The organism is Gilvibacter sp. (assembly GCF_965601605.1).
GTDB lineage: Bacteria > Bacteroidota > Bacteroidia > Flavobacteriales > Flavobacteriaceae > Gilvibacter.
The window spans coordinates 69,257-93,483 of record NZ_CBFCWJ010000024.1 but is presented as its reverse complement, the minus strand read 5'-3'; the positions used below and the strand labels follow the sequence as shown (position 1 = coordinate 93,483).

The window sequence follows — 24,227 nt, the reverse complement described above, 5'->3', positions numbered from 1 at the left end:
TAGGGTTGGTTGGTTAGTTAATTACTTAACTATAATACGCTTAACTTTTCCGTAGTTGGCATTACCAACACGAACTAAGTAAACGCCTGAAGATACGTAAGACATATCTAATGTGTAGGTGAAAGTTCCTCCTTGATTAGCAATCATATTAGAAAGAATCTTTTGACCCATTACGTTGTGTACCTGAATGTTTAGGTCGCTAGTAATTTGAGGGTTACTCAAAGTAATTTCAAATACTTCTTGGTCTGTACTAGTGATGATCAAGTCTGCATCAGCAATACCTTGCTCATCTACACCCAATACTCCAGTTACGTTTGCAGTAAAGTCGTTTGTTCTACCAAATGCAAGATCGTCACAAGGATCCAATACGTTACCAGCTTGGTCAGTATCTTCTCCACGAACACGCATCAAGTGCTCACCAGTATTTAAACCAGGGAATACGGATAGATCAATATTGAATGGGAAGTCAGTATCTGCGTTTGGTACGCTTCCAGTCTCAACGATTTCAGTTGGCTCAAAAACGAAGTTATCGTTCCAGTCAATCCACATTGCGTAAGATGAATCTGGCCATCCCATTTGAAGAACTCCATCATATGGGTTGTCTTCTAGCACGAAGTTAAATACGATATCTGTGTTGTCCGTGTATCCAGAAGAGCTACAGTCAACCATAAGGTCTTGATCTGCCAATTGAAGCATAGTCACACCATCGTTGAATCCTTCACAGTTACTTTCTGGTTGACAAACAGTGTTTTCAACCTCAACAGTGATGGCATCATTAGTCGTGTCAGCATCACCAGCCAAAGAAGTTCCTACTACGAATTCGTAAACAGCAAGTGCAGATAGATCTGCAGTAACTGTAAAGGTGTAAGTGTCTGATTCACCCGTGGCGATAGAACCCGTCCAAGTCTCTGAAATTGGAGCACTTCCATCAATCGAATAAGATACTGGGATAGAAGTTTGTGTCTCTCCACCAAAGTTGGTTATAGTCACAGTCACATCTTCAGTAGCAGTTAGACCTGATCCAGAAGTTGGGCTGTTCAATGCAGTTACACCAACATCATTTGGCTCTAGGTAGGTAACCTCTTTAGATACCCCATCGTTGTCTGGGAATTCATCACCAACAAGAGCAGTGCTTGCGTTGATGGTATATGTTGTTCCAACAGTTCCAAGATCTGCAGTAGCTGTAAAGGTATAGTTTACATTAGTTGCTGGAGCGATAGGACCAGGAATGATCTCTGTCACATCAGGCCCACCGTCTACGTTGAATGTAACTGGTACATCAGTTTGAGCAACCAATCCGAAGTTACGTACAATAACCTCTACTGTTTCTGTAGTAGAAAGCGTTCCACTTTCAGGTTGAACAATGGCAATAACACCCGTATCGTTGTCTAGGTCTGCAGCTAATTTGAAAACTCCAACCACATTTGCACGACCTCCTGAGATCACTTGCTCATTAACAAAGTAGAAGGTTTGATCGTCTAGTGGATCAACGTCGATCTTGCTGTAGTCTCCCGCACGTAAGTTTGGAAGGTTACCTGTACCAGGCTCGATCAAAGTTTCTGCAACAGTCATATCTCCTAAATCATCTGAAGCAAAGCGTCCAGTGTAGAATGAACTCACACGAACCGTAGTAGGTGTCGTTGGTCCTGACATACCCATATAACCCATGGCGATGTTACCTGCGTTATCCATGATCATAGATCCCATCCAAGCGTGTTTCCCGTCTGGTGCAATGTATGTTCCTTCTTGGTAAAGTGTCCACGGAGCACCATCTCCAGTTTGTCTTAGCTCTACCCAACGGATTGCAGCAAGCTTACCAGCAGTAGGATCTGCATCTTCTACAAAGTTAAATACTGCAGAATTATGAGATCCAAACTTTCTAAACTGCGCTTGGTTCATAATGGTGGACTGGATCGCATCGATCACAGCGCCACCTCCTGGTTGAGGCAAGTTAGAGAAAGATCCCCCATCAAAAACAGATGTAAATGGATCAAGTGGGATTTCCTGCGGAGCAGAAATAGTTGAACTCGTGGCAGCTGCCCAGTTCATATCGATCTCCCAAAGCTTAACGTGATCGTTCCCTGGGTCAACACCAGCGAAAGCATCATCTTGCAAGAAAACTACCGGCATAGAACCAGCTGCAGGGAAATCTCCGTTAGAGATATTAAAGGCCTGAGGGCTGTAGAAACCGTTGGTAGCGTTATCGTCTAAAGCAAAGGTACAGATCTGCGCAGGATCACCATTAAGCATGGCCTCACGCTCCAGTGCATAAACAGCAAAGTCGTCGTTACCACCACCACCGTTGGTGTTGTCTGTCATATAGTAACCGTCACTCCAAACAGATAGCTTTTGGTAATCTGTAATAGTTGGGATATTGTATACATACCACTCACTTGTCAATGGATCTGTTCCGGAAGATACCGCAACCTGAGCTCCTGCGCCCAAGAAGGTAACAACCCAACGTTCGGCGTCATTATCCCAAGAAACAGTCAAGTCACAACAACCTGAAGCTGGGAAGATGTTATCTGGCGAAAGTTGCCCTGTAAGTGGTGTTCCGTCTTTCTCAAAAATTCGGAATCCAGTGTTAAAAACCGCGAAATAGAAATCCGGGCTCAAAGCACCAGCAGGATCCGTTGGTGAAGAAGAAGTAAAAGCAGATGTAAAAGAAAATCCTGTTCCGCGCGATGGGATTTTACCAGCTACAGAATATGGACTCTTAGATTGAGCACTTGGGTCGTACCCAAAGCCTTTTCCAGGTACGGATTTGATCCAGCTTGACCGAACACGTCCGTCTTGAGCCTCTCTTGGACTCGTGTCAGCAGGGATTAATGAGGTACGAGCTGCTAGAGAAGGTACCGTAGTTACTGCTGTAACGGTATTACAGCCAGTAGGGTTGGCCTGACCAAAGGTCAAGGCGATTCCGAACAGCATTACCGCTACTGAAAGATAATTTTTCAGTTTCATGTTAAAGTTTAGTTTTTAGTCAGCACATTAGTTAAAAAGTCATCTAATGTAAGGGCTTTCCACTAAAACAGCAACGAATTTGACCAATAATTTCGGCTCAAAATGACAAATATCATCTTGATAATCAGCACTCTAATTCAAATGCCTACATCAATTCTGAAGCAGTCATCTCTCTAAGAGCTTGAAAGTAAAGTTGTTAAAAATAGCCTACTAAATAGCTAGGGATTACTTATCCAACCAGGTCTTTACAGCAACAGCCTGACCAATAATTTTTGAGACTGCTGAGATCGCAACACGTTCTTGTTGCATAGAATCTCGATGTCTGATGGTTACGGTCTGATCTTCTAGGGATTGATGATCTACTGTAATACAGAAAGGAGTCCCCAAAGCATCTTGCCTGCGGTAGCGGCGCCCAACGGCGTCTTTTTCATCGTAAAGCACGTTGAAATCCCACTGCAAGTCTTGGATTATGGACTTAGCCAAGTCTGGTAAACCGTCCTTTTTAACTAAGGGAAGTACCGCGGCTTTAACTGGAGCTAGGACTGCTGGTAACTTTAGGACTGTTCTTGAATTGCCGTCTTCTAATTGCTCTTCTTCCAAACTGTGTGAAAGCACGGCCAGGAACATTCGATCCAATCCAATAGAAGTCTCCACCACATAAGGCACGTAGTTTTCTCCTAATTCCGGATCAAAGAACTGCAACTTCTTACCTGAATGTTGCTCGTGAGCTTTAAGGTCAAAGTCTGTTCTCGAGTGAATTCCTTCCAACTCTTTGAAACCAAACGGGAAGTTGAATTCTATATCTGCTGCTGCATTGGCATAGTGAGCGAGCTTTTCATGATCGTGGAAACGATAATTCTCTTCTCCCATTCCTAAGGAAAGGTGCCATTTTAGGCGGGTCTCCTTCCAGTACTCATACCATTTGAGTTCTTCTCCTGGGCGCACAAAGAATTGCATCTCCATCTGTTCAAACTCACGCATTCTAAAGATAAATTGACGCGCAACGATCTCGTTTCTAAAGGCCTTTCCGGTTTGAGCAATTCCAAAAGGAATCTTCATACGACCCGTTTTCTGCACGTTCAAGAAATTCACAAAGATCCCTTGAGCCGTCTCTGGACGCAAATAAAGATCTGTTGCTGATTCTGCAGAGGCACCCAACTTAGTTCCAAACATCAAATTGAATTGCTTCACGTCCGTCCAGTTCTTAGAACCAGAAACAGGATCTGCAATACCGAGTTCTTCAATCAAAGCTTTGACATCTGCCAAGTCTTCATTATCCAAGGAACGCGCCATACGCTCCAAGATCTCTTTCTGTTGGGTCTTGTATTTGATCACTCGCGGATTGGTCTCCACAAATTGTTGCTCATCAAAACTATCTCCAAAGCGCTTTCGGGCTTTAGTGATCTCTTTTTGTGCTTTTTGATTGAGTTTCTCACAATAGTCTTCAATCAAAACATCGGCACGATAACGCTTCTTAGAATCTTTGTTATCAATAAGCGGATCGTTAAAGGCATCGACGTGACCCGAAGCCTTCCATGTGGTTGGATGCATTAAAATTGCCGCATCGATCCCCACTATGTTCTGATGCATTTGCACCATGGATTTCCACCAGTATTCCCGGATGTTCTTTTTGAGTTCGACTCCGTTTTGCGCGTAGTCATAGACTGCGCTCAGTCCGTCATAGATCTCACTGGATCCGAAGATATAACCGTACTCTTTCGCGTGTGATACAACGCGCTTGAATTGATCGTCGTTTTGTGCCATGGCGCAAAAATAAAAAAAGCCACTACGATAGCATCGCAGTGGCTCTGTTTTTTTATGGATCTTATTTACTTGAGCGTAAGGGTAGTTGAAGCTACTTGCTTAGCACCGTCAAAAACATTGATGGTGTACAATCCGCTTACCAAATCTTCCTCGGCAGCATTGACCATTACGCAGACATCCAACTCCTCATTCTCATAGAACACCTTAGTAGTGGCACTGTAGGTTAAAGAAGTGTCGTCTTCAAAGTTCATTACAGCTTTATCTCCTAACACGTTGTTCTTAGGGTTGATCACCTGAACCAATAGCAAACGATCTCCTGGGCTAGCAATAGCGTTCTCTGTTAAAGTAAAACAAGAGCGTACTTTGTCCGCACGACTTGCTCTGCGCGTGTCGACAATACGTCCGCTGTTTCTAACGATTACAGCCTCAGCAGCCAGATCAGCAACCTTTACTTCTGCTCCTTTCGCAACAGTCTCCGCTAAAGTTTGATTTTCAATAGCTACGGAATCAACGGTTCTTAGCGTCTGTGATAGGATAGTCGCGGTACTGTCTCTTTCTGTCAAAAGCACTTGATTTAGCGCGATAAGGCTGTCGGCACGCTTAAAGAGTTCCAGACGTTCCTTTTTAAGGCGTCCAATCTCTGAACGATAACGACGGATCAAGGCCATATTGGCTTCGGAATCCTTTACCGAATCCAAAAGCACCTCAATGCGCTGCTTGGCAGCCAAAAGGTCTTTGTCTTTAATATCGTTCTCTTGGATCACTACGTCGTACTCTTTGATGAGTGATTCCAATTCTGTCTCGATCTTTACTTTGTCCTCGGTCAGACTGTTGGTAGTTTCTCGGCTGCTGTTATACAAGCTTACCGTGTAGATACCCAATGCGATCAGTAAAAAGGCCAATACACCAATTAGCACTTTAAATTTCGTTGTGCTGTTTTCTGTACTCATGATATAATTATTTGTTATATTTCATTGATTGTGAGAATGCAAATGTAGCAGTCACTTCCCATATAACGCCTCTTTTTGGCGAATAATCCTTTCTAAAATGTTAAAGCTGTTTTTTCCGCACCTGTGTTGCGGTTGTGACCGTAGACTGCCTGATGGTTCACAGGTGTTGTGTGTCAATTGCCTAAATGAACTGCCTCTTTGCTTCCCCCTGAATATCAATGAAAATGCCTTTATCAGGCAATTTTATGGCCGATTGTCACTTGAAAGTGCATTCAGTTTATTGCGCTTTGAACAAACAAACCTCACCCAACGTCTCTTGCATCAATTGAAATACAAAGGTCAACAACAATTAGGAGCCTTTTTTGCACTGCGGATGGCGGAAGCGCTAAATTCCATTCAATCCCCACCAAAATTTGATCTTATCATTCCGGTTCCAATCAGCAGTATAAGAAAAAGCAAACGCGGCTACAATCAAGTGGATCGTTTTGCGCGTAGTTTGGGCAAACAACTTCAGGTGCCCGTATTTCTTGAGGCATTGATCCGTAAAGACGGCAAGCGGTCTCTGGTTAAACTCGGACGTAAAAGTCGATTTCAAAGAGCGCATCACTTTGAGATCAATAAAAACTTTGAACTCGCCGACGGCTCACACATTCTGCTAGTGGATGATATTATTACTACTGGCGCCACCCTAGAGGCCTGTGCAAAAGTGCTGTTAAACACAGGGGATATAAAACTGAGTTTTGCTACTATTGCTATCTCTGAATAAAACGGATGCCAAAAAAGTAGCTGTTTTGTCCCTGTAAAAAGCCAGATAGTTGTTAATTTGCCAATTATGAACATGCCCGCTTTCTTTAAAGCCTTTCTTATTCTGATTTGTGCAGGTCTGTTGGCCTTAAGCCCTGCCTCATGCGCAAAGAAAGGAAGTCCAGAAGGTGGCCCGAGAGATACCATCCCTCCTGTAGTGGTGCGTACCGTGCCTGAAAATTACAGCGTAAATTTTGACGCCAAGGAGATTCGTATCTACTTTGATGAATACGTGAGACTCAACAATGCTTCGCGGCAAATGATTGTCTCTCCTCCGTTTGATAATCCGCCAGACATTTCTCCTTTAGGCGCGGCCAAATTCATTAAGATCAAGATCAACGATACGCTCAAGCCCAACACGACCTATGCGATCAACTTTGGGAAGAGTATCGCAGATAATAATGAGAACAACGAATATCCTTATTATCGCTACGTCTTTTCAACGGGTTCTTATATAGATAGTCTTTCTGTAAGCGGACGAGTCAAAGATGCTTTTTTGCGCGAGCCTGAAAAGGAGTTGACCGTAATGCTCTACCAAATAGACTCTACCTACACAGACTCTGTGGTCTTTTTGGAAAAACCTTATTATATCGCCAACGTCACAGACAGTACCTCAGGATTCTCTTTGGAGAACCTAAAGGCGGGACGCTATTTATTGACCGCCATGAAGGATTCCAACTTCAATTACACTTTTGAACCTGGTCAGGATAAGATCGGTTATTTGGAAGAGTATATTGAAGTTCCAACAGACACCACTTATGAACTGACCCTTTTCAAGGAGGTTTTGGAATACAATTTAGAACGACCTGTTCAGGTTTCTGGTGGACAAGTTTTGTTTGGATATCGCGGCGAAGCAGACAGTTTACAGATCTCAATGGTTGAACCTGCAACTGGTTTTGAGACCTTACAGACCAAGGACAGAGAACGAGACAGTCTACGTTTGTGGATACGCCCAAAAATAAAAGCAGACAGTATGGTATTCCACGCTTACAATCAAACTTATTTAGACACCTTAGTGCTGCGCTGGCGTGATTTTAATATGGACACCTTAAATGTCCGCGCTGAAAAGTCTGGCCGTGTGGATTTTGATCAGACCTTTGCTTTAGTTAGTGATACGCCTATAGATAGTGTTTTGACAGAGCGCATCAAGATCACCAACAAGGATTCCATGCAAATTCCTTTTGATTACACCATTGACAGCTTGTACAACCGTGTAGAATTTCCTTTCGATTACGGAGAATCTCAAACCTACAATATCGAGATGCTTCCGGGTGCTTTAACGGATTATTTTGGAAACAAGAACGACACCTTGAGCTTTAGGGTAGGCACTCAGAATTACAGTGATTTTGGAACCTTGACCGTTAATGTAGCCAACGCCAAGTCCTATCCACTCATTATTGATTTGGTTAAATCGAACGGAGAACTCGATGACTCCTACTACATCACCGAGGCTAAGCCGGTCAGATTCCAATATATTGCTCCTGGGGAATACTACATCCGGGTCATTTATGATCTCAATGGCAATGGCCGCTGGGATCCAGGTAATTTCTTAGATAAAACTCAGGCAGAACCCGTTTTCTATACCGAAGGTGCTGAAGAAATGAACTCCAATTGGGTTCGAGAGGTAACCTTTAGACTTCCAGAGTAAAAGAATCCCGATCGTTTAAAAAGCGTAATTTGTCCCGAACCTTATCCTGATAAGCTGCATCTAAACTGACGATTTCCGCTATTGGTGATTCAAAATCCGCCGTAGATATTCGTTCCCCTAAAGGATCATAAACAGCAGTGTGTCCTATATAGGGATAGCCGTTGCCGTCATCACCAATCCGATTCACTCCTACACAATAACTCATATTCTCGATGGCCCTTGCTTGCAACAAGGTATCCCAAGCTTTGATGCGCGTTTTGGGCCAATTAGCCACATAAAGTAGTAAATCATAATTGGAAGTATTGCGCGCCCAAACTGGGAAACGCAGGTCATAACAGATTAGCGGGCAGATCTGCCAACCGTGTAATTCAACCTGCAAACGCTGGGTTCCTGCTCTATATACCTCATGCTCTCCTGCCAAAGTGAAGCAGTGGCGTTTGTCATAGGTTTTATACTGCCCATCAGGGTAAACAAAAAGCAGTCGGTTGTAATAATGATCATCCTGCTTAATGATAATGCTTCCAGTAATTGCCGAATTGTATTTGGCAGCCATTTGTTGCATCCATTGAGTAGTAGGCCCGTCAACAGCTTCCCACAAATCCGCAGCATTCATACTAAAACCAGTAGTGAACATCTCCGGCAAAACAACCAGATCACATTGAGATGCTATGCCATCAAGAACTGTTTCAAACTGTTCCCGATTGGCCTGTTGATCCTCCCAAACAAGATCTTGCTGAAGGATTCCGACATTCAATTGGCTTTTCTTACTCATGAGAGGCAATTAGAGTCACGATTTCTTGATAGCCCTGACTTTTTGCGTGATCTGCAGCAGTGAATCCACGTTCATCCTTTTGGGTGGTATCTGCTTTGTGTTTTAATAACAGCGCCACTAAGTCAAGTTTATTGAACATACTGGCATAGATCAATGCCGAGGCTCCATTAAAATTGGTTACATTCACATTGGCACCAGCAGCTACGAGTTTTTCTGCAATGGGATAATAACCCTTAAAACAAACCCCCATCAAAGCGGTATTCCCTGCTTGATCTTGCGCATCCAACTCAGGATTCAAGCTGAGTAAATAATCTACCACAGCCTCATGCCCGTAATAGGTGGCCAAAAGCAAGGCAGTAGACCCGCGTTGGTCTTTCCCATTGAGTAAATTGGGTTGTTTGTCCAAGTAAGACTTGATGTCCTCCAAACGGGCTTCCCTAACGGCATTTATAAATTCGGCTTGCATGTGGTCTTATGTGTTTAGTGAGTTAACGCGAGGCCAACTGGGGTTGTATTTTTTGAATGATCTCTGTGGCTTGTTCCAAAGTCTCTTCTGTTTTGGCAAAGCAAAATCGCAGCATAAAGTGGTTTTTCTTTTCCAGATTGAACACGGAAGTTGGAATCGCGGCAAGGCCGTACTCCTCCGTTAAAAAACGAGCAAAATCTACATCGTATTGCCTAGAGACCTCGCTGTAATCCACCATTTGAAAATAAGTACCTCCACTGGGAATGGCCTTAAAATCTGTGCCTTCTAAGCCTTGAAGGAAAAGGTCTCGCTTCTTTTGATAGAATGCTCCCAAGCTGGTATAACGGGACGGCTCTTCTAGATAAGTAGCTAAAGCTTGCTGCATGGGGTGATTGACACTAAAAACCAGATACTGATGCACTTTTCGGAATTCATCCATGAGTGCTTTGGGTGCCAGACAATAGCCCATTTTCCAGCCCGTAGTGTGAAAAGTTTTCCCAAACGAAGCTGTAATAATACTTCGGTTGGCCAGGCCTTCAAATGCGGCAGCACTGTAATGTGCTTGTCCGTCAAAGACAATGTGTTCATAAACCTCATCAGAAAGTACCCAAAGGTTATGCGCTAAGGCTATTCTTTCCAATTGCTTCATGTCTGATTCGCTCATCAAAGTCCCACTTGGATTGTGGGGCGTATTAACCACGATCATTCGTGTTTTGGAAGTGATATGTTGCTGAACTTGCTCCCAATTGATCCGATACTCGGGAGCCTCTAGCTGTACCGCGACTGCCTTTGCTCCTTGTAGAATTATAGCAGGTTCATAACAATCATAGGCCGGTGCAAATATGAGCACCTCATCTCCTGAATGAACAAGTGCCGTTATTGCCGTATAAATAGCTTGTGTTGCCCCAGCAGTTACGGTGATCTCTGAGGTTGGATCATAAGTTCGACCGGATGAATTAAATACCTTTTCTGAAATTCGCTCCCGAAGCCTCAGCAGTCCTGGCATTGGAGCATATTGGTTGTCTCCGCGCCGCATAGCATCACTCACCAACTCGTGTAATTCTGGATCTATATCAAAGTTCGGAAAGCCCTGTGACAGGTTTAGCGCGTTGTTTTCACGAGCCATAGCAGACATTACACTAAAGATACTGACGGGGGTATTGGGCAGTTTGGAATTCATCAATATAAAGATAAAACAATTCCAAGAGGCCTCAAAAAAGGCTGACTGTTAGGTTTTTACAATGTTTTTACTATATTTGATATGCCCAAATTTATCGAAAACCTATGCTTAAGTGGTACCCCGTATTACGCTACTTCGCGTCTTTTATTCTGCTTTTTAGCCTCACTCAGGCCACTGCTCAGAATTTGACAGATGGAAAGAAACACCTTTCAGAAAGGGAGTTTCGCGCGTTGATTGATACTTCTGATCTCTATTATTTTAACGGACAATACAAGGAGTCTTTAAAGCTCAACATATCCCTATTGTCAGCTGCGAACTACTTGAAAAAGCCTGAACTTTTACACCTGGCTTATCGCAATCTGGCTTACGATTATCTGGTGATTACCGATACCGTGAACGCCAAAGAAAGCTTTCTCAAGTCTCAAAAGTATGCCATGGAGGCCAAGAACGATACGGCCGTAGCGCTTTCGTATATGGATTTGGCTAATATGTATTCCACCGTAAATGTCAACTACAAATTGGCTATGGACTTTCACAAAAAAGCCATAGATGGTTTTACGCTGATCAAAGATTCGTTGCGTTTGGCTAAAGCACATTACAATGCTGCATTAACTGCGATGGATCTACAAAAGTATCAAGCAGCTTATTTACACATTGTTAAATCAAAAGCACTTCATAAACATCACGACCATGAATCTTTCGGTATTGGGCTCGACGGATTAACTGCAAGCTATTATTTGGTCAAAGAAGATTATGAAAGCGCTGATATCTACTATAAAAAGGTCATAGAAGACGCCACAGCCGCCGATCTTCCTATAGAATTAGAATCTGCTTACTTTGGGTATAGCGAAAGTCTCTTTGCTCAAGAAAAGTACAAGGAAGCTTTTGAAATGCAAGAGCAGTATACCAACTACCTCAGACAAAATTTGAATGATATTGCTTCCACCGAAACTGAAATGATGGTGGCAAAATTCCAGGTAGACGAGTATAAACGAGACATGGCTGCGGCTCAAAAAGAAAAAGATCTGCAAACCCAGAACTTGAAAGATAAAAGCCGTTGGAACAATTATCTGCTAACGCTTTCCGTGTTCTTCTTACTGTCTATGATCTTACTTTATTTGGCGTATCGCAATAGAAAGAAGCTCGTTCAGGAATTAAAGATCAAAAACCGCGAGTACAAGAAAGCCAAGGAAGAATCCGAGCGCATGAGCAAGGCCAAGACCAAGTTCTTCTCCACGGTAAGTCATGAGCTGCGCACGCCACTTTATGGGGTGATTGGACTGAGTACGCTTTTAATGGAAGACAAGACTTTGAGCAAACACAAAAAAGATTTGAGCTTGCTTAAATTCTCAGCAGATTATCTATTGGCGCTAATCAACGATGTACTTCAGATCAACAAACTCGACTCAAAAAGTCAAGATGAAGACGATCACTCAGTCTTTAAACTTCGTGAGCTCATCACAACTATTTCGGGTTCGTTTGAGTATTTATTGATTCAAAACAAGAACACCTTCCGTTTGGAAGTAGATCACGAACTCCCTACTACAGTGCGCGGAAATGCCATGCAAGTAGCTCAAGTGCTGATGAACTTGATCAGTAACGCTTGTAAATTCACAGAGAATGGTACCATTACAGTTAAGGTCATTAAAGAGTCTCTTTCTGGTGAAGCAGTGAAAGTGCGCTTCAGTGTTATTGATACAGGACTCGGTATCGCCAAAGACAAACAAGCCGACATCTTTGATGAATTCTTGCAGATAGGACAAGAAGACAATTACAATTATCAAGGCACAGGATTGGGGCTACCAATTGTAAAAAAGCTTCTGGACAAATCCAATGCGACAATTAGTTTAGAGAGTGAGGCTGGCAAAGGATCAACCTTTAGTTTCTCCTTAGGCTTTGAAGTGGTTAATGAAGCTCCAGAGGAGCAGTCTACCGCAATGATCGACACCAAGAACCTGATCGGGAAGTCTATTTTGGTAGTAGAAGACAATCGAATCAACCAAAAGGTTACCCAAAAGATCTTAGAAAAGCATCAAGTAAATTGTATGATCGCAGAAAACGGACAACAAGCCGTAGACCTAGCAAAGACCCATACTTTTGATTTGATTCTAATGGACATCAATATGCCAGTAAAAGATGGGATTCAGGCTACTAAAGAGATTCGACTGTTCAATAAGAACATTCCTATTTTGGCCTTAACCGCTGTGGAAATTGAAGAGGTGCGATTTACAATCTTTGAGGCCGGTATGAATGATATCATCGTGAAGCCTTATGACATCACCAAGTTCAAACAGACCATCCTCAAAAATATCTTTTTACAGCGCATTCAGAATCCTGGTTCAGACAACCAGCATTTGCGCGCTATGTAAGTTTATCCTTTAACGCTTGCAGCAAGGTATTCACGGTTCATGCGGGCAATGTTCTCTAAAGAAATTCCTTTAGGACATTCTACCTCGCAAGCCCCAGTATTGGTACAGTTACCAAAACCTTCCTTGTCCATTTGCTCCACCATGTTTAAAACACGGCGTGTTGCCTCTACTTTCCCTTGAGGTAGAAGTGCAAACTGACTCACCTTAGCAGAAGTAAAGAGCATGGCACTGGCGTTCTTACACGCCGCCACACAAGCTCCACAACCAATACAAGCCGCAGCCATAAAGGAAGCGTCCGCATCTGCCTTCTCAACTGGAATAGCGTTAGCGTCAATAGTGTTTCCTGAGGTGTTTACAGAAATATATCCTCCAGCGTGCTGAATGCGATCAAAAGCAGAGCGATCTACCATAAGGTCTTTGATCACTGGGAATGCTTTAGCGCGGAACGGCTCAATAACAATGGTATCACCGTCCTTGAATTTACGCATGTGCAACTGGCAAGTAGTCACCAAGCGGTCTGGCCCGTGAGGCTCTCCGTTGATCATTAGTGAACAAGATCCGCAGATACCTTCACGACAGTCGTGATCAAATACTACAGGCTCTTCACCTTTTTCTATAAGTTCTGTATTGAGTACGTCCAGCATTTCCAAGAAAGACATATCGCCTTCAACTCCAGAAATGGAATAGGTTTGCATAGAACCCTTGGACTGGGCATCTTTTTGTCTCCAGATTTTAAGTGTTAAGTTCATAACGGTTTATTTATAACTTCTGGTTTTTACTTCTATATTATCGTAGTCAAGCGACTCTTTGTGCAGCACTGCGTCTGCAGGTTCGCCTTTATACTCCCAAGCTGCTACGTACATATAATTTTCATCGTCTCTGAGTGCTTCACCTTCTTCGGTTTGATATTCCTCTCTAAAATGACCTCCACAAGATTCGTTGCGATCTAAAGCGTCTTTTGCGAACAACTCTCCAAGTTCTAAAAAGTCAGCAACACGCATGGCTTTTTCTAACTCCGGATTCATGCTGTCCATCTCTCCCGGTACGCGAACTTCTTTCCAGAACTCTTCGCGTAGGGCTTTGATATCGGCCATGGCCTTTTTAAGCCCTTCAGCGTTACGAGACATTCCTACCTCGTTCCACATGATCTTCCCCAGACGTTTGTGGAAGTAATCCACAGATTTGGTTCCGTTGTTGTTAACCAACTTCTCTAGGGTTGTTCTCACATTGTTCTCCGCTTCTTCAAACTCAGGAGTCTCTGTGCTGATTGGTCCAGTACGGATATCATCAGCTAGATAATCTCCAATAGTATACGGCAACACAAAGTAACCGTCTGCCAAACCTTGCATCAAAGCAGAAGCTCCTAAACGGTTGGCACCGTGATCTGAGAAGTTAGCTTCTCCAGCGGCATAACAACCAGGAATTGTGGTTTGCAAATTATAATCAACCCAAATTCCACCCATGGTATAGTGTACCGCAGGATAGATCATCATTGGGGTTTTATACGGGTTCTCATCCACGATCTTTTCATACATCTGGAAGAGGTTTCCGTATTTAGTTTCAATTACCTTTTCTCCAAGAGCAAGCCATTCTTCTTTGGTCGGATTGTGATTTCCTTGGATGGCTGCCTGCTCTTTTCCGTAACGCTCTATTGCCGCGGCAAAGTCCAAATAAACAGCCTCTCCTGTTTTGTTCACTCCAAATCCAGCATCACAACGCTCCTTAGCTGCACGCGAGGCAACATCACGAGGTACTAGGTTACCAAATGAAGGGTATCTGCGCTCTAGGTAGTAATCGCGATCTTCTTCTTTTAATGCTGTTGGCTTAAGCTTTCCTGCGCGAATAGCTTCAGCGTCTTCTTTCTTAGCAGGCACCCAGATACGTCCGTCGTTTCTCAAAGATTCTGACATCAAGGTCAATTTGGACTGATGGTCTCCAGAAACAGGAATACAAGTTGGGTGAATCTGCGTAAAACATGGGTTTGCAAAATAAGCTCCGCGTCTGTGGATCTTCCAAGAAGCAGTCACGTTACTTCCCATTGCGTTAGTGGATAGGTAAAATACGTTCCCATATCCTCCTGAGGCAATCACAACAGCGTGTGCAGAGTGACGCTCTAATTCACCAGTTACTAAGTTTCTAGCAATGATTCCACGCGCCTTTCCGCCCACGATAACTAAGTCTAGCATCTCGTGACGGTTAAACGCCTTGATCTTTCCACGATTGATCTGGCGGTTCATTGCTGAATAAGCTCCGAGCAACAACTGCTGTCCAGTTTGTCCTTTAGCGTAAAAGGTTCTCGATACCAATACCCCTCCAAAAGAGCGGTTGTCTAGAAGGCCACCATACTCTCGTGCAAATGGAACTCCCTGAGCAACACATTGGTCAATGATGTTACTAGAAACCTCTGCCAAACGGTAAACGTTAGACTCTCGAGAGCGGTAATCTCCTCCTTTGATGGTATCGTAAAAAAGGCGGTAGGTAGAGTCACCATCACCTTGATAATTCTTTGCTGCATTGATCCCTCCTTGCGCTGCAATTGAGTGCGCGCGTCTTGGTGAATCTTGATAGCAGAAGGTCTTGACATTGTAACCAAGTTCTGCCAAGGTTGCGGCGGCAGATCCTCCGGCCAAACCAGTACCCACAACAATTACGTCAATATTACGCTTGTTGGCTGGGTTTACTAGGTCAATGTCGTTTTTATGTTTCGTCCACTTATCGGCTAGTGGTCCTGCAGGTGCATTTGAATTTAGAACTGACATATGCGATAGTATTAATGTGGAATTTGATTAAAGTGGTGGTAAAGCGCAATCACAGCAAACAACAATGGGATCACAACAGCGAAAGCTTTGGTAAAGCCTTTAAGCGCTTTGGAGTATTTGTTGTTGAATCCAACCGATTGGAAACTGGAAGAAAATCCATGCCAAAGGTGCACTGCTAACAAACCAAAAGCTAGAACATACAGTCCTACACGAACTGGACTTTCAAACTTGTGAACTGTTTCTGCGTAGTAACGTGTTGGATCCTCCGGATGCGTTTCAATGTACTTGTGTACAATTTCTGGAACCCAGAAATCGTAAAAGTGAAGCCCTAAGAAAGCCAAAACTACAATTCCAGAAATGATCATATTTCTAGAAGCCCATGAGGCATTGGCACTGCCCTTATACATGGCGTATTTATGCGCTCTTGCACTTCTGTTTTTCAGCTCGAGAGCAAATCCCATCACAAAGTGAAAAACTACCCCAAAGATCAAAACTGGCTGCAAAGCAAACTGCACCAAACCGTTGGTTCCCATGAAATGAGACCAGCTGTTAAAGGTATCTGGATCGAGTACTGAGGTCAAATTGATCACACAGTGTTGGGTCAAGAAAACTACAAGAAACAATCCCGAAAGCGCCATAGCGACTTTACGGGCAATTGAAGAGGATAAAATTCCCATAGGATTGCGATTACTTTTTAGTGGTACAAATTTACGACACAAGGGAATCAAACCCAAGAATTAAAGTTTGATTCCCTTGTTATTTAGATTTATTATAAATACGCTATCTATTTGATGCTTAAGCCCGAACTGGCGGAGCTTCCCCCGACAGCTACAGTCACTTTGTAATCGCCTTTTGGTAGATAGTATTTTCCATTTTGTCCTGGATAGATTCCTGCGGATTTGTCTTTGCTCATTGCCTTTTGCGCTTTGCTGCTCATTGCCAGATCATAAGCAACCGCGTTGAAGCCTTTGTCGGCGTCCAATTGCATGCTTTGAACCTCAACACCGCTGGCATTGGTAATGGTTACTGTAGCTTTACCAGAAGCCGGGCTGTAGAACTCTAAAGACACCTCTGGCTCAAAGGCATCATACCACTGCCCAAAGGAAGCACCCCATCTTCTGGAATGATTCACAGGCTCCATCGCCTTTACAACAACACTATTCATCACATCGGCATTCATCGCTTGAAGCATTGAAATGTCGGCTTTATAAATAGAACGACCGTGTGTTCCCAAGATAAGTTCAGAAGCTTCTGGGTGAATGATCAGATCATGCACCGCCACGTTTGGCAAGCCTTCGCTAAAGGGATGCCAGCTTTCTCCACGATCCATAGAAACATAGGCTCCGTTGTCTGTACCTACGTACAACACGTTCATGTTCGTTGGATCTTCTTTGATCACATTTACTGCAGATGCAGGCAAATTGCTGCTGATGTTCTTCCAAGTCGCTCCAAAATCATCACTCATATACACGTAAGCCGTGAAATCGTCCCATCGGTATCCGTTCAATGAAGCGTAAACGCGAGCCTTTTTATGCTTGGACGCCTCTACACGAGAAACCCAAAGATCGTTCGGTAATCCTGAAGAAATGTTAGACCAAGAAGCGCCACCGTCACGGGTCAAATGGATGAGTCCATCATCACTGCCGGTATAGATCATCCCAAATTGGAAGGTAGACTCGCTAATTGTGGTCAAGGTTCCGTAAGCGACATTTCCTTTCTTTCCGCCAGTGGTCAAGTCACCAGAAATGGCCTCAAAATCGTCACCTTGATTCATGGAACGCATCAGTTTGTTTCCACCTAAATACAAAATGTCTTGATTGTGCGGAGACAGTAAAATTGGCGTTTGCCAGTTGAATCGATACGGACGCTCACCCAATTTGTGTCTAACCGAAAGACGCTTTTGATCTCCCGTTCCTAGATTGAGTCTAAAGTAATTTCCAAACTGGAATCCGGTGTAAACTATATCCGTATTGCGATTGTCTACCTGGATTTGCATCCCATCACCACCCATGATCATCTCATAACCGTAGTCGCCGCTAGAATGCCAACGTGTGGACTCTGTATTATTGCTGGATCCTTTCCAAACTCCATTGTCCTGCAGACCTCCATAAACGTTGTACGGTGTTTCATTATCCACTTGAATTGCATAGAACTGTCCCACAGAAGGCGTGTTGTTCTTCATCCAAGTTTTACCGTCATCATAGGTAATGTTCACACCTCCGTCGTTACCGTTGATCAAGTGCCCCGGCATATTTGGATTGATCCAAAGCGCGTGGTGATCTGAGTGTACATTGTCCCCTACAATAGATTTAAAAGTCTTTCCGCCGTCCTTTGAATTTAAGATTGGCACGCCGTAGATGTATATATTATCTGAATTGCTCGGATCTGCATGAATCATTCCGAAGTAATATCCATAGGAATAATATAAGTCCTCTAAATACCCATCGTGCGTCTTTTTCCAAGTCTTTCCGCCATTAGTACTTTTATAGACCTCAGCACCAATTACTGGTGTATCAAATAAAAGACTGTTGGCATCTTCTAAATACAAAGCGAGGTCTTTAGGCTCTAAGCTTCCAGCGCGAACCATCTGCTTTACATTGCTTGCTTGATACTGCTGCGGAAAGCGATTCTCTCTAAGGAACCCATTGAGCTTACTGTCATCAAGCTGAAGGAAAACCGCTTTTTGCATCCCTTTAAAATCGTTTTTGGTCAAACCCGCACGAGCACGTCTACCACCAGTGTCTGGTCTCCGTGCTTGGTTATCGTGTATGGCGTAAACCGTGTTTCCATCCACTACAGATAAACCAATTCTACCCACGCCTTCTCCCGTAGGGAAACCGCTGTTCGGAACACTTACTTTGGTCCAAGTATTTCCAGCGTCCGTGGATTTATAAATTGCACTTCCGTCTCCACTTCCTCTAAAATTCCAAGCCTTGCGGTCTTTATCCCAAGAAGAAGCGTACATATTGTTGAAGTTATTTGGATCAACCGCTACGTCAATAATCCCCGTCTGGTCATTGACAAAAAGCACCTTGTTCCAAGTCTTCCCACCATTCATGGTTTTGAAAACACCGCGCTCCGCATTGGTAGAGTACAAGTGACCAGCTACACCAACCACAACCTCATCTGGGTTGTTTGGGTTGATCAAAATTCTACTGATGTGATGCGAATCTTTCAAACCTACATTAGTCCAAGTTTCCCCCATATCATCAGATCGGAGCAAACCAATACCAGCATAAGAAGAGCGAGAGGCATTGACCTCTCCAGTTCCTACCCAAAGAGTACCGTTTTTCCAGTCTACCGCAATATCTCCCACGTTTTGAGTAGGACTGCTGTCAAGCACTGGAGTAAAGGAAATTCCATTATTATTGGTGTACCAAACACCACCACTAGCATAACCTACGTAGAATTCTGTGGGATTATCTGGGTTAACGGCTAAGTCTACCACGCGCCCACTCATGACCGTCGGGCCAATGTTGGTAAAGGGTAAATTTTTGACAATTGATGATTCTGTAAGTTGAGCTTTGGCTTGGATACCGGCTTCTACTTGAGACGCAGAAGTAGCTGGAGTTTGCGCGTTTAGAAAACTAAAACTGAGCATTCCCAGCGCGAGAAGGTAGTGTCGCATTTTAATCAATGGTTGGTTTAACTGCGTTAAAGTACGACTTAGGCCCTCCAAGGCAAAAATTTTTAATGAAGTTTAACATCAATCCTAAGCCTTTTAAACGGTGAGTTTTTGCTACTTTTAAGGCTCAATTTGAAGATCATGAAATACCATCCAATAGACAACAGCTTATACATCTATAACCGTAAGAACTTTATGGAGGCCATGAAGCCTAAAAGCATTGCGGTGTTCAATAGTAACGACATCTATCCTGTGAGTGCGGACAGCACCATGCCTTTCAATCAGCACAGAGACATCTTGTTTTTAAGCGGAGTGGATCAGGAAGAAAGCATTTTGTTGTTGTTTCCGGATGCGGTAGAAGAAAAGCACCGGGAGGTTTTGTTCTTGCGTGAGACCAATGAGTATATTGCTATTTGGGAGGGCGAGAAACTGACCAAGGAAAAGGCATTTGAAACTTCAGGCGTGAAGACCGTTTATTGGTTACAAGACTTTGACAAGATCTTCTTTGAACTGATGACTCAGGCAGAAATGATCTACTTCAACACCAACGAGCATTATCGTCAGGCTGTGGAAACACAGACGCGCGAAGACAGATTCATTGCCAAGACTAAAGCACAATTCCCGGCGCACAGCTGGGCTAAGGCTAACCCTATTTTACAACGCTTACGTTCGGTAAAACATCAGATTGAATTGGACTTGATGCAAACTGCATGCAATATCACTGAAAAAGGATTCCGGCGTGTATTGGATTTTGTAAAACCTGGAGTTTGGGAATATGAGATCGAGGCGGAATATATGCACGAGTTCCTCAGAAACCGATCCAAAGGATTTGCATATACCCCTATTATTGCCAGTGGAAATAACGCCAATGTGTTGCACTATATTGAGAACAATCAACAATGTAAGGACGGCGATCTGATCTTAATGGATGTAGGTGCAGAATACGCCAATTACAGCAGCGATATGACCAGAACCATACCTGTAAGTGGACGTTTTACAGACCGTCAAAAAGCGGTTTATAATGCTGTGAATAGAGTTAAGGATGAGGCAACGGCTATGCTTGTACCAGGAACGCTCTGGAAAGAGTATCACGTCGAGGTTGGTAAACTCATGACCTCAGAACTTTTAGGCTTAGGGCTTATTGACAAGGCCGCTGTGCAAAACGAAGATCCGAACTGGCCTGCCTACAAAAAGTATTTTATGCACGGAACCTCACATCACATTGGTTTAGATACGCATGATTATGGAATCCTTTGGGAGCCTATGACTGCAAATATGGTCTTTACTGTGGAGCCGGGAATCTATATTCCGGAAGAAGGTTTTGGCGTACGTTTGGAAGACGATGTTGTTGTCCAAGAAAGCGGCGCTCCGCATAATCTGATGGGCAATATTCCAATTGAAGTTGAGGAGATCGAGGAGATTATGAATTCTTAATTTCTCTTCACGCTTCTCTCTTTTATCATGGAGTTGGGCATATTTTTATAAGGCCCCTGGATTCGGGGTCAATTTTCTATTTCTTTCAATAATCGGAATTGAAATAAAAAGTGGATTTTGTCCTTAGGGGTCCAAACCCCTCCCCACAATAAATTACCAATTGTTTGAGGTTTTTCAAACGGTCAGCAACTCAGATTTATAAATCTGGGCGAATTTCGGCTCACTATTTAAATAGCCGTAATAACGTATTGTCTTCAATTAATCCTCTGGCCTGTACGTCCACTGCGGTGCCGATTGCCAAATAATATTGATGATCTTCCATTTGCCGTCCTTTTTGACTAGATTGAGATAATCTATCCCCCAAGCTGCAGTTACCTTAGTGATGGCAATTTTGTCATTTACTTCTAAAACCTCGACAGCTCGTGTTGCTTGGGCGTCTTGCGGAATAGGTCTTTCCTTTAAACGCTTGGAGAGGTCAATTACCGCGTCAAAAGGCAGTTCACGGTTGTTTGAATAATTTTTTGAATCAGGGTTGTATCTCCATCCAACCTTGCGCAAACTCTTGTCAATATAGGTATAAGCCAAGGCCGTGTCACCTTTATAAAAAATGTCAATATACCCTTCAGAAGCTGCAATAACTGCATCCAGATCTTTCTTATAATCTTGAGCGTAAGTAATGGAGCAAAAGCAAAATGCGAAAAGAAAGAGTAGTTTTTTCATGACCTTGAGTTTAAAAACTAAAAGGTACAAAAAAAGCCCATCCTAATCGGATGGGCCATCTGAACTAAATACTACCAGACCTTAGAGGTTCAAGACACAGTTGTCTGCACCTGCAAAGTCGTTCCACTGGTATGCATCTGCTTGTTCGTCGTTGGCGTATGCGCCATCGATCCAATAACGAAACTCGTATGAGGCACCTTTATCTAGATTCACAGTTCCTTTAAAGGTTCCGTTCTTTAGTTTCTTTAGCGGAGTGGCTTTTTGATCCCACTCGTTGAAGGAACCAACTACTTTTACTTCGTTGGCCTCTTCCGCAGGTACGGTAAAGGTTACTTTACATACCGGCTTCGTCTTTAAAAATTGCTTTGTAATAGCCATAATCAGTGTTTTTACTAACGAGGTAAATGTAGCCAAGGACAACTATGTTCCAAATGAAAACTAAGGGTAATTCCAAAGAATTATCAGATTCCCAATTTTAGGCGCACCTTAAGTGAATATTTGAAATTTTGAGCGAGGAAAAATGTGATATCCGCAGCTTTTAAAGCCCAATTTAAAGGCTGATTTTTAACGGATTAACTACTACAACGATTTCGAAAAATCACCAAAATGTTAAGAAAGTATTGATTTAAGCAGATGGACGTCAATTCGCCGCTGTCTTGAATAAAAAGTTGGCCAAAATAAAGGTGAGTAATGCAGGCAAAACCCAACCTAAACTAAACTCAGTTAGTGGCAACCAAGAAAGTGAATTCCCCAAAAGATCAGACCCCCAAATTCCGGAGATCACATCCGGAAGGCTAAACAAAAAGGTTACAATAGCAACTGCCTTAAAAACTCTAGCAGAGGCCCATCGGTCTGGAAGGGCATTGAGCAGAATCAAAACAATGGTTAGCGGATAGATAAAAGCCAGCACTGGAATCGCCACTACTATGATGGAATGAAAATCCAATTGGCCAATTACCACTCCAAGCACACAACCAATAACAGCGGTGAGTTTATAAACTTGATTGGAATTATTAAAGACCCCTTTAAAGTAATCAGCGGCCCCAGCAATGATTCCAACTGCGGTTGTAAAACAGGCCAAAGCTAAAAGCAAACTCAGCAAAGTATTGGCCTGAGTCCCTAAGGTACCTTGAATAATTCCGCGCAAAAGCGTAGCGCGTTGCATGGTGCTGCTCATTCCCTCAGCTCCAAGGATATCGTTCCCATAGTAAGCTCCGGAGGCAATAAGTCCCGCGTACATGATCAAGAGGCCAAGGCCCGCAATGAGCCCAGCCTTCCAGATGAGTTCTTTTTTGTAGTGATAATCAGTATGCCCGCGAAGGTTCAAAGAGATAATGATCACCGCACCAACAACTGCAGCACCAATGGCATCAAAGGTCTGATAACCTTCTAGCACTCCTGTGGTTAAAGGTGACAGGTCTGTGGCTTCATGCACAATCGCTTCACTAGCAAACATTCCGATTCCAATAACCGCCAAAAGCATGATCACAATAAGTGGAGTCAAATACTTACCTATAATACTCATGATCTTGGATCGGTTCAAGACAAAAACCAACACTAAAGCAAAGTATATGGTACTGGTTAACCAAGAAGGAGTTTCCAACAAAGGATAAACGGCGATCTCATGAGTGGCCGCCGCAGTCCTAGGCGCGGGAATTGCAATTGATATTGCGTAGACCACAATGCAAAATATAGAACTGAAAAGCGGAGATACCTTCTTCCCAAAGTCAAACATGGTACCCTGCAGCTTAGCATGAGCGTAAATACCGATTATAGGAATGATAACTGCTGTAATCGCAAATCCGGCCACAACAATTGGCCAATTGTCTGCCGCCTTATATCCCAAAAGTGGTGGAAGCAGTAAATTTCCCGCTCCAAAAAAGAGGGCGAAAAGTGCAAAGGCGGTAAGGAGTAATTCTTTAGATTTGCTCATCGTTTAGCTAGCGCACCCCAAGATACACATTATGACCAAGCTCCAAAATTCGGACAGGCTTTTTTACACCGTGCAAGGCGAAGGACCAAACCTGGTGCTCTTGCATGGCTTTTTGGAAGACCACAGCATGTGGGATGCTTTGGTAAATGATTTCGCGGAGCACGCACGGGTTATCTGTATTGATCTCCCTGGACATGGCAAATCAGCTCTTAGTGAATCAGCTACTATGGAATCTTTTGCTCGGGACGTCCTTAAAGTATTGGACTTGCTTCAAGCCGATCAAATAAGTCTGGTCGGACATTCCATGGGTGGTTATGTCGCTTTGGCATTGACTGAAATGGCTCCTGAGCGCGTGGATAAGTTGTGCTTGCTCAACAGTACGTTTTACCCGGACACTGAAGATCGGAAACAAAAAAGACGCCAAGCTATTGGCGTAATTAAAGAAGATCCACAACTTTTTGTGCGGACAGTTATTCCAAGTCTTTTCCCCATCTCGGTAAGGAAAACAATGAAACCCGTAATTGATGACCTAATTAATAAGGCGAGCCAAATGACTGCGGAGGCCATCATTGCAGCGACAGAAGCTATGATCCACAGGCCTGACAGATCCGCCCTTTTCTTTAATAGAAAGCAAAAGAGTTATTTGGTCATCGGCAAGCAAGATCCTCTAGTAAATATTCCCGCACTGACTGAGGCTGTAGATCAGCATCAAAATCAAAAATTAATTCTTGAAGGTGGACACATGAGTCCCTTTGAAAACATCGATAAAGTACGAATTTTCTTAACAAAATTCATTTTCTAGTGCATTTCATCGATTTTTTATAGCTTTTTATCGTCTT

Annotated in this window: 18 protein-coding genes; 5 read left to right on the top strand and 13 right to left on the bottom strand. The window is 43.3% G+C overall.

Annotation, left to right across the window (positions count from 1 at the left end; genetic code table 11):
• Nucleotides 1-21 precede the first annotated feature (21 nt).
• The 3 genes from ACSLP7_RS06440 to ACSLP7_RS06430 form a co-directional block, all read right to left on the bottom strand.
• Nucleotides 22-2,964 carry a GEVED domain-containing protein gene (locus ACSLP7_RS06440; RefSeq protein WP_435578542.1) on the bottom strand — a complete coding sequence of 981 codons (2,943 nt, stop codon included), beginning with the start codon at nucleotides 2,962-2,964 and terminating at the stop codon, nucleotides 22-24.
• A gap of 225 nt (nucleotides 2,965-3,189) precedes the next feature.
• On the bottom strand, nucleotides 3,190-4,728 hold the full coding sequence (locus ACSLP7_RS06435; protein ID WP_435578541.1) for a glycine--tRNA ligase: 1,539 nt from the start codon (nucleotides 4,726-4,728) through the stop codon (nucleotides 3,190-3,192).
• 65 nt (nucleotides 4,729-4,793) lie between these two features.
• Nucleotides 4,794-5,678 carry a hypothetical protein gene (locus tag ACSLP7_RS06430; protein ID WP_435578540.1) on the bottom strand — a complete coding sequence of 295 codons (885 nt, stop codon included), beginning with the start codon at nucleotides 5,676-5,678 and terminating at the stop codon, nucleotides 4,794-4,796.
• A gap of 253 nt (nucleotides 5,679-5,931) precedes the next feature.
• Between ACSLP7_RS06430 and ACSLP7_RS06425 the strand changes: the two genes are divergently transcribed.
• Together ACSLP7_RS06425 and ACSLP7_RS06420 are read left to right on the top strand one after the other, a co-directional pair.
• Nucleotides 5,932-6,444, top strand: coding sequence for a ComF family protein (locus tag ACSLP7_RS06425; protein WP_435578539.1), 513 nt, complete (start codon nucleotides 5,932-5,934; stop codon nucleotides 6,442-6,444).
• Between the two features lie 66 nt (nucleotides 6,445-6,510).
• Nucleotides 6,511-8,130: an Ig-like domain-containing protein gene (locus ACSLP7_RS06420; RefSeq protein ID WP_435578538.1), complete on the top strand. Its 1,620-nt coding sequence runs from the start codon at nucleotides 6,511-6,513 to the stop codon at nucleotides 8,128-8,130.
• On the opposite strand, the gene ACSLP7_RS06415 is transcribed toward ACSLP7_RS06420, so the two are convergent.
• From ACSLP7_RS06415 to ACSLP7_RS06405, 3 genes are read right to left on the bottom strand one after another with little or no spacing between them, the layout of a single operon-like run.
• The gene (locus ACSLP7_RS06415; RefSeq protein ID WP_435578537.1) at nucleotides 8,114-8,902 is read right to left on the bottom strand and encodes an amidohydrolase; all 789 of its coding nucleotides are present in this window, start codon (nucleotides 8,900-8,902) and stop codon (nucleotides 8,114-8,116) included. The two genes, ACSLP7_RS06420 and ACSLP7_RS06415, sit on opposite strands and share 17 nt — an antisense overlap.
• Nucleotides 8,895-9,368, bottom strand: coding sequence for an ankyrin repeat domain-containing protein (locus ACSLP7_RS06410; protein ID WP_435578536.1), 474 nt, complete (start codon nucleotides 9,366-9,368; stop codon nucleotides 8,895-8,897). The genes ACSLP7_RS06415 and ACSLP7_RS06410 overlap by 8 nt, the downstream gene beginning before the upstream one ends.
• Nucleotides 9,369-9,390: 22 nt before the next feature.
• Entirely contained in the window at nucleotides 9,391-10,548 is a 1,158-nt protein-coding gene (locus ACSLP7_RS06405; RefSeq protein ID WP_435578535.1) for a methionine aminotransferase, read from the bottom strand.
• Between the two features lie 104 nt (nucleotides 10,549-10,652).
• Here ACSLP7_RS06405 and ACSLP7_RS06400 point away from each other — a divergent pair, with 104 nt between their 5' ends.
• Nucleotides 10,653-12,917 (top strand): response regulator, encoded by a 2,265-nt coding sequence (locus tag ACSLP7_RS06400; RefSeq protein WP_435578534.1) that lies wholly within the window; start codon nucleotides 10,653-10,655, stop codon nucleotides 12,915-12,917.
• 2 nt (nucleotides 12,918-12,919) lie between these two features.
• Here ACSLP7_RS06400 and ACSLP7_RS06395 read toward each other — a convergent pair whose 3' ends face one another.
• The 4 genes from ACSLP7_RS06395 to ACSLP7_RS06380 form a co-directional block, all read right to left on the bottom strand.
• A complete protein-coding gene (locus ACSLP7_RS06395) occupies nucleotides 12,920-13,666 on the bottom strand; it encodes a succinate dehydrogenase/fumarate reductase iron-sulfur subunit (protein WP_435578533.1) in 747 nt (248 codons plus the stop codon).
• Nucleotides 13,667-13,672: 6 nt separating this feature from the next.
• Nucleotides 13,673-15,676 carry a fumarate reductase/succinate dehydrogenase flavoprotein subunit gene (locus ACSLP7_RS06390; RefSeq protein WP_435578532.1) on the bottom strand — a complete coding sequence of 668 codons (2,004 nt, stop codon included), beginning with the start codon at nucleotides 15,674-15,676 and terminating at the stop codon, nucleotides 13,673-13,675.
• 11 nt (nucleotides 15,677-15,687) lie between these two features.
• Nucleotides 15,688-16,353, bottom strand: coding sequence for a succinate dehydrogenase cytochrome b subunit (locus tag ACSLP7_RS06385; RefSeq protein WP_435578531.1), 666 nt, complete (start codon nucleotides 16,351-16,353; stop codon nucleotides 15,688-15,690).
• Between the two features lie 107 nt (nucleotides 16,354-16,460).
• Nucleotides 16,461-19,304: a WD40/YVTN/BNR-like repeat-containing protein gene (locus tag ACSLP7_RS06380; protein WP_435578530.1), complete on the bottom strand. Its 2,844-nt coding sequence runs from the start codon at nucleotides 19,302-19,304 to the stop codon at nucleotides 16,461-16,463.
• 138 nt (nucleotides 19,305-19,442) lie between these two features.
• On the opposite strand from ACSLP7_RS06380, the gene ACSLP7_RS06375 reads away from it, so the two are divergent.
• Nucleotides 19,443-20,735, top strand: a complete 1,293-nt coding sequence (locus ACSLP7_RS06375; RefSeq protein ID WP_435578529.1) for an aminopeptidase P family protein — start codon at nucleotides 19,443-19,445, stop codon at nucleotides 20,733-20,735.
• Nucleotides 20,736-20,993: 258 nt separating this feature from the next.
• On the opposite strand, the gene ACSLP7_RS06370 is transcribed toward ACSLP7_RS06375, so the two are convergent.
• The 3 genes from ACSLP7_RS06370 to brnQ all read right to left on the bottom strand — a co-directional run bounded on the left by ACSLP7_RS06370 (nucleotide 20,994) and on the right by brnQ (nucleotide 23,388).
• A complete protein-coding gene (locus tag ACSLP7_RS06370; RefSeq protein WP_435578528.1) occupies nucleotides 20,994-21,455 on the bottom strand; it encodes a nuclear transport factor 2 family protein in 462 nt (153 codons plus the stop codon).
• An 81-nt stretch (nucleotides 21,456-21,536) separates the two neighbouring features.
• On the bottom strand, nucleotides 21,537-21,833 hold the full coding sequence (locus tag ACSLP7_RS06365; protein ID WP_272831251.1) for an isoamylase early set domain-containing protein: 297 nt from the start codon (nucleotides 21,831-21,833) through the stop codon (nucleotides 21,537-21,539).
• Between the two features lie 262 nt (nucleotides 21,834-22,095).
• Nucleotides 22,096-23,388, bottom strand: coding sequence for a branched-chain amino acid transport system II carrier protein (gene brnQ, locus ACSLP7_RS06360; protein ID WP_435578527.1), 1,293 nt, complete (start codon nucleotides 23,386-23,388; stop codon nucleotides 22,096-22,098).
• A 31-nt stretch (nucleotides 23,389-23,419) separates the two neighbouring features.
• Between brnQ and ACSLP7_RS06355 the strand changes: the two genes are divergently transcribed.
• On the top strand, nucleotides 23,420-24,190 hold the full coding sequence (locus ACSLP7_RS06355) for an alpha/beta fold hydrolase (protein ID WP_435578526.1): 771 nt from the start codon (nucleotides 23,420-23,422) through the stop codon (nucleotides 24,188-24,190).
• Nucleotides 24,191-24,227 lie beyond the last annotated feature (37 nt).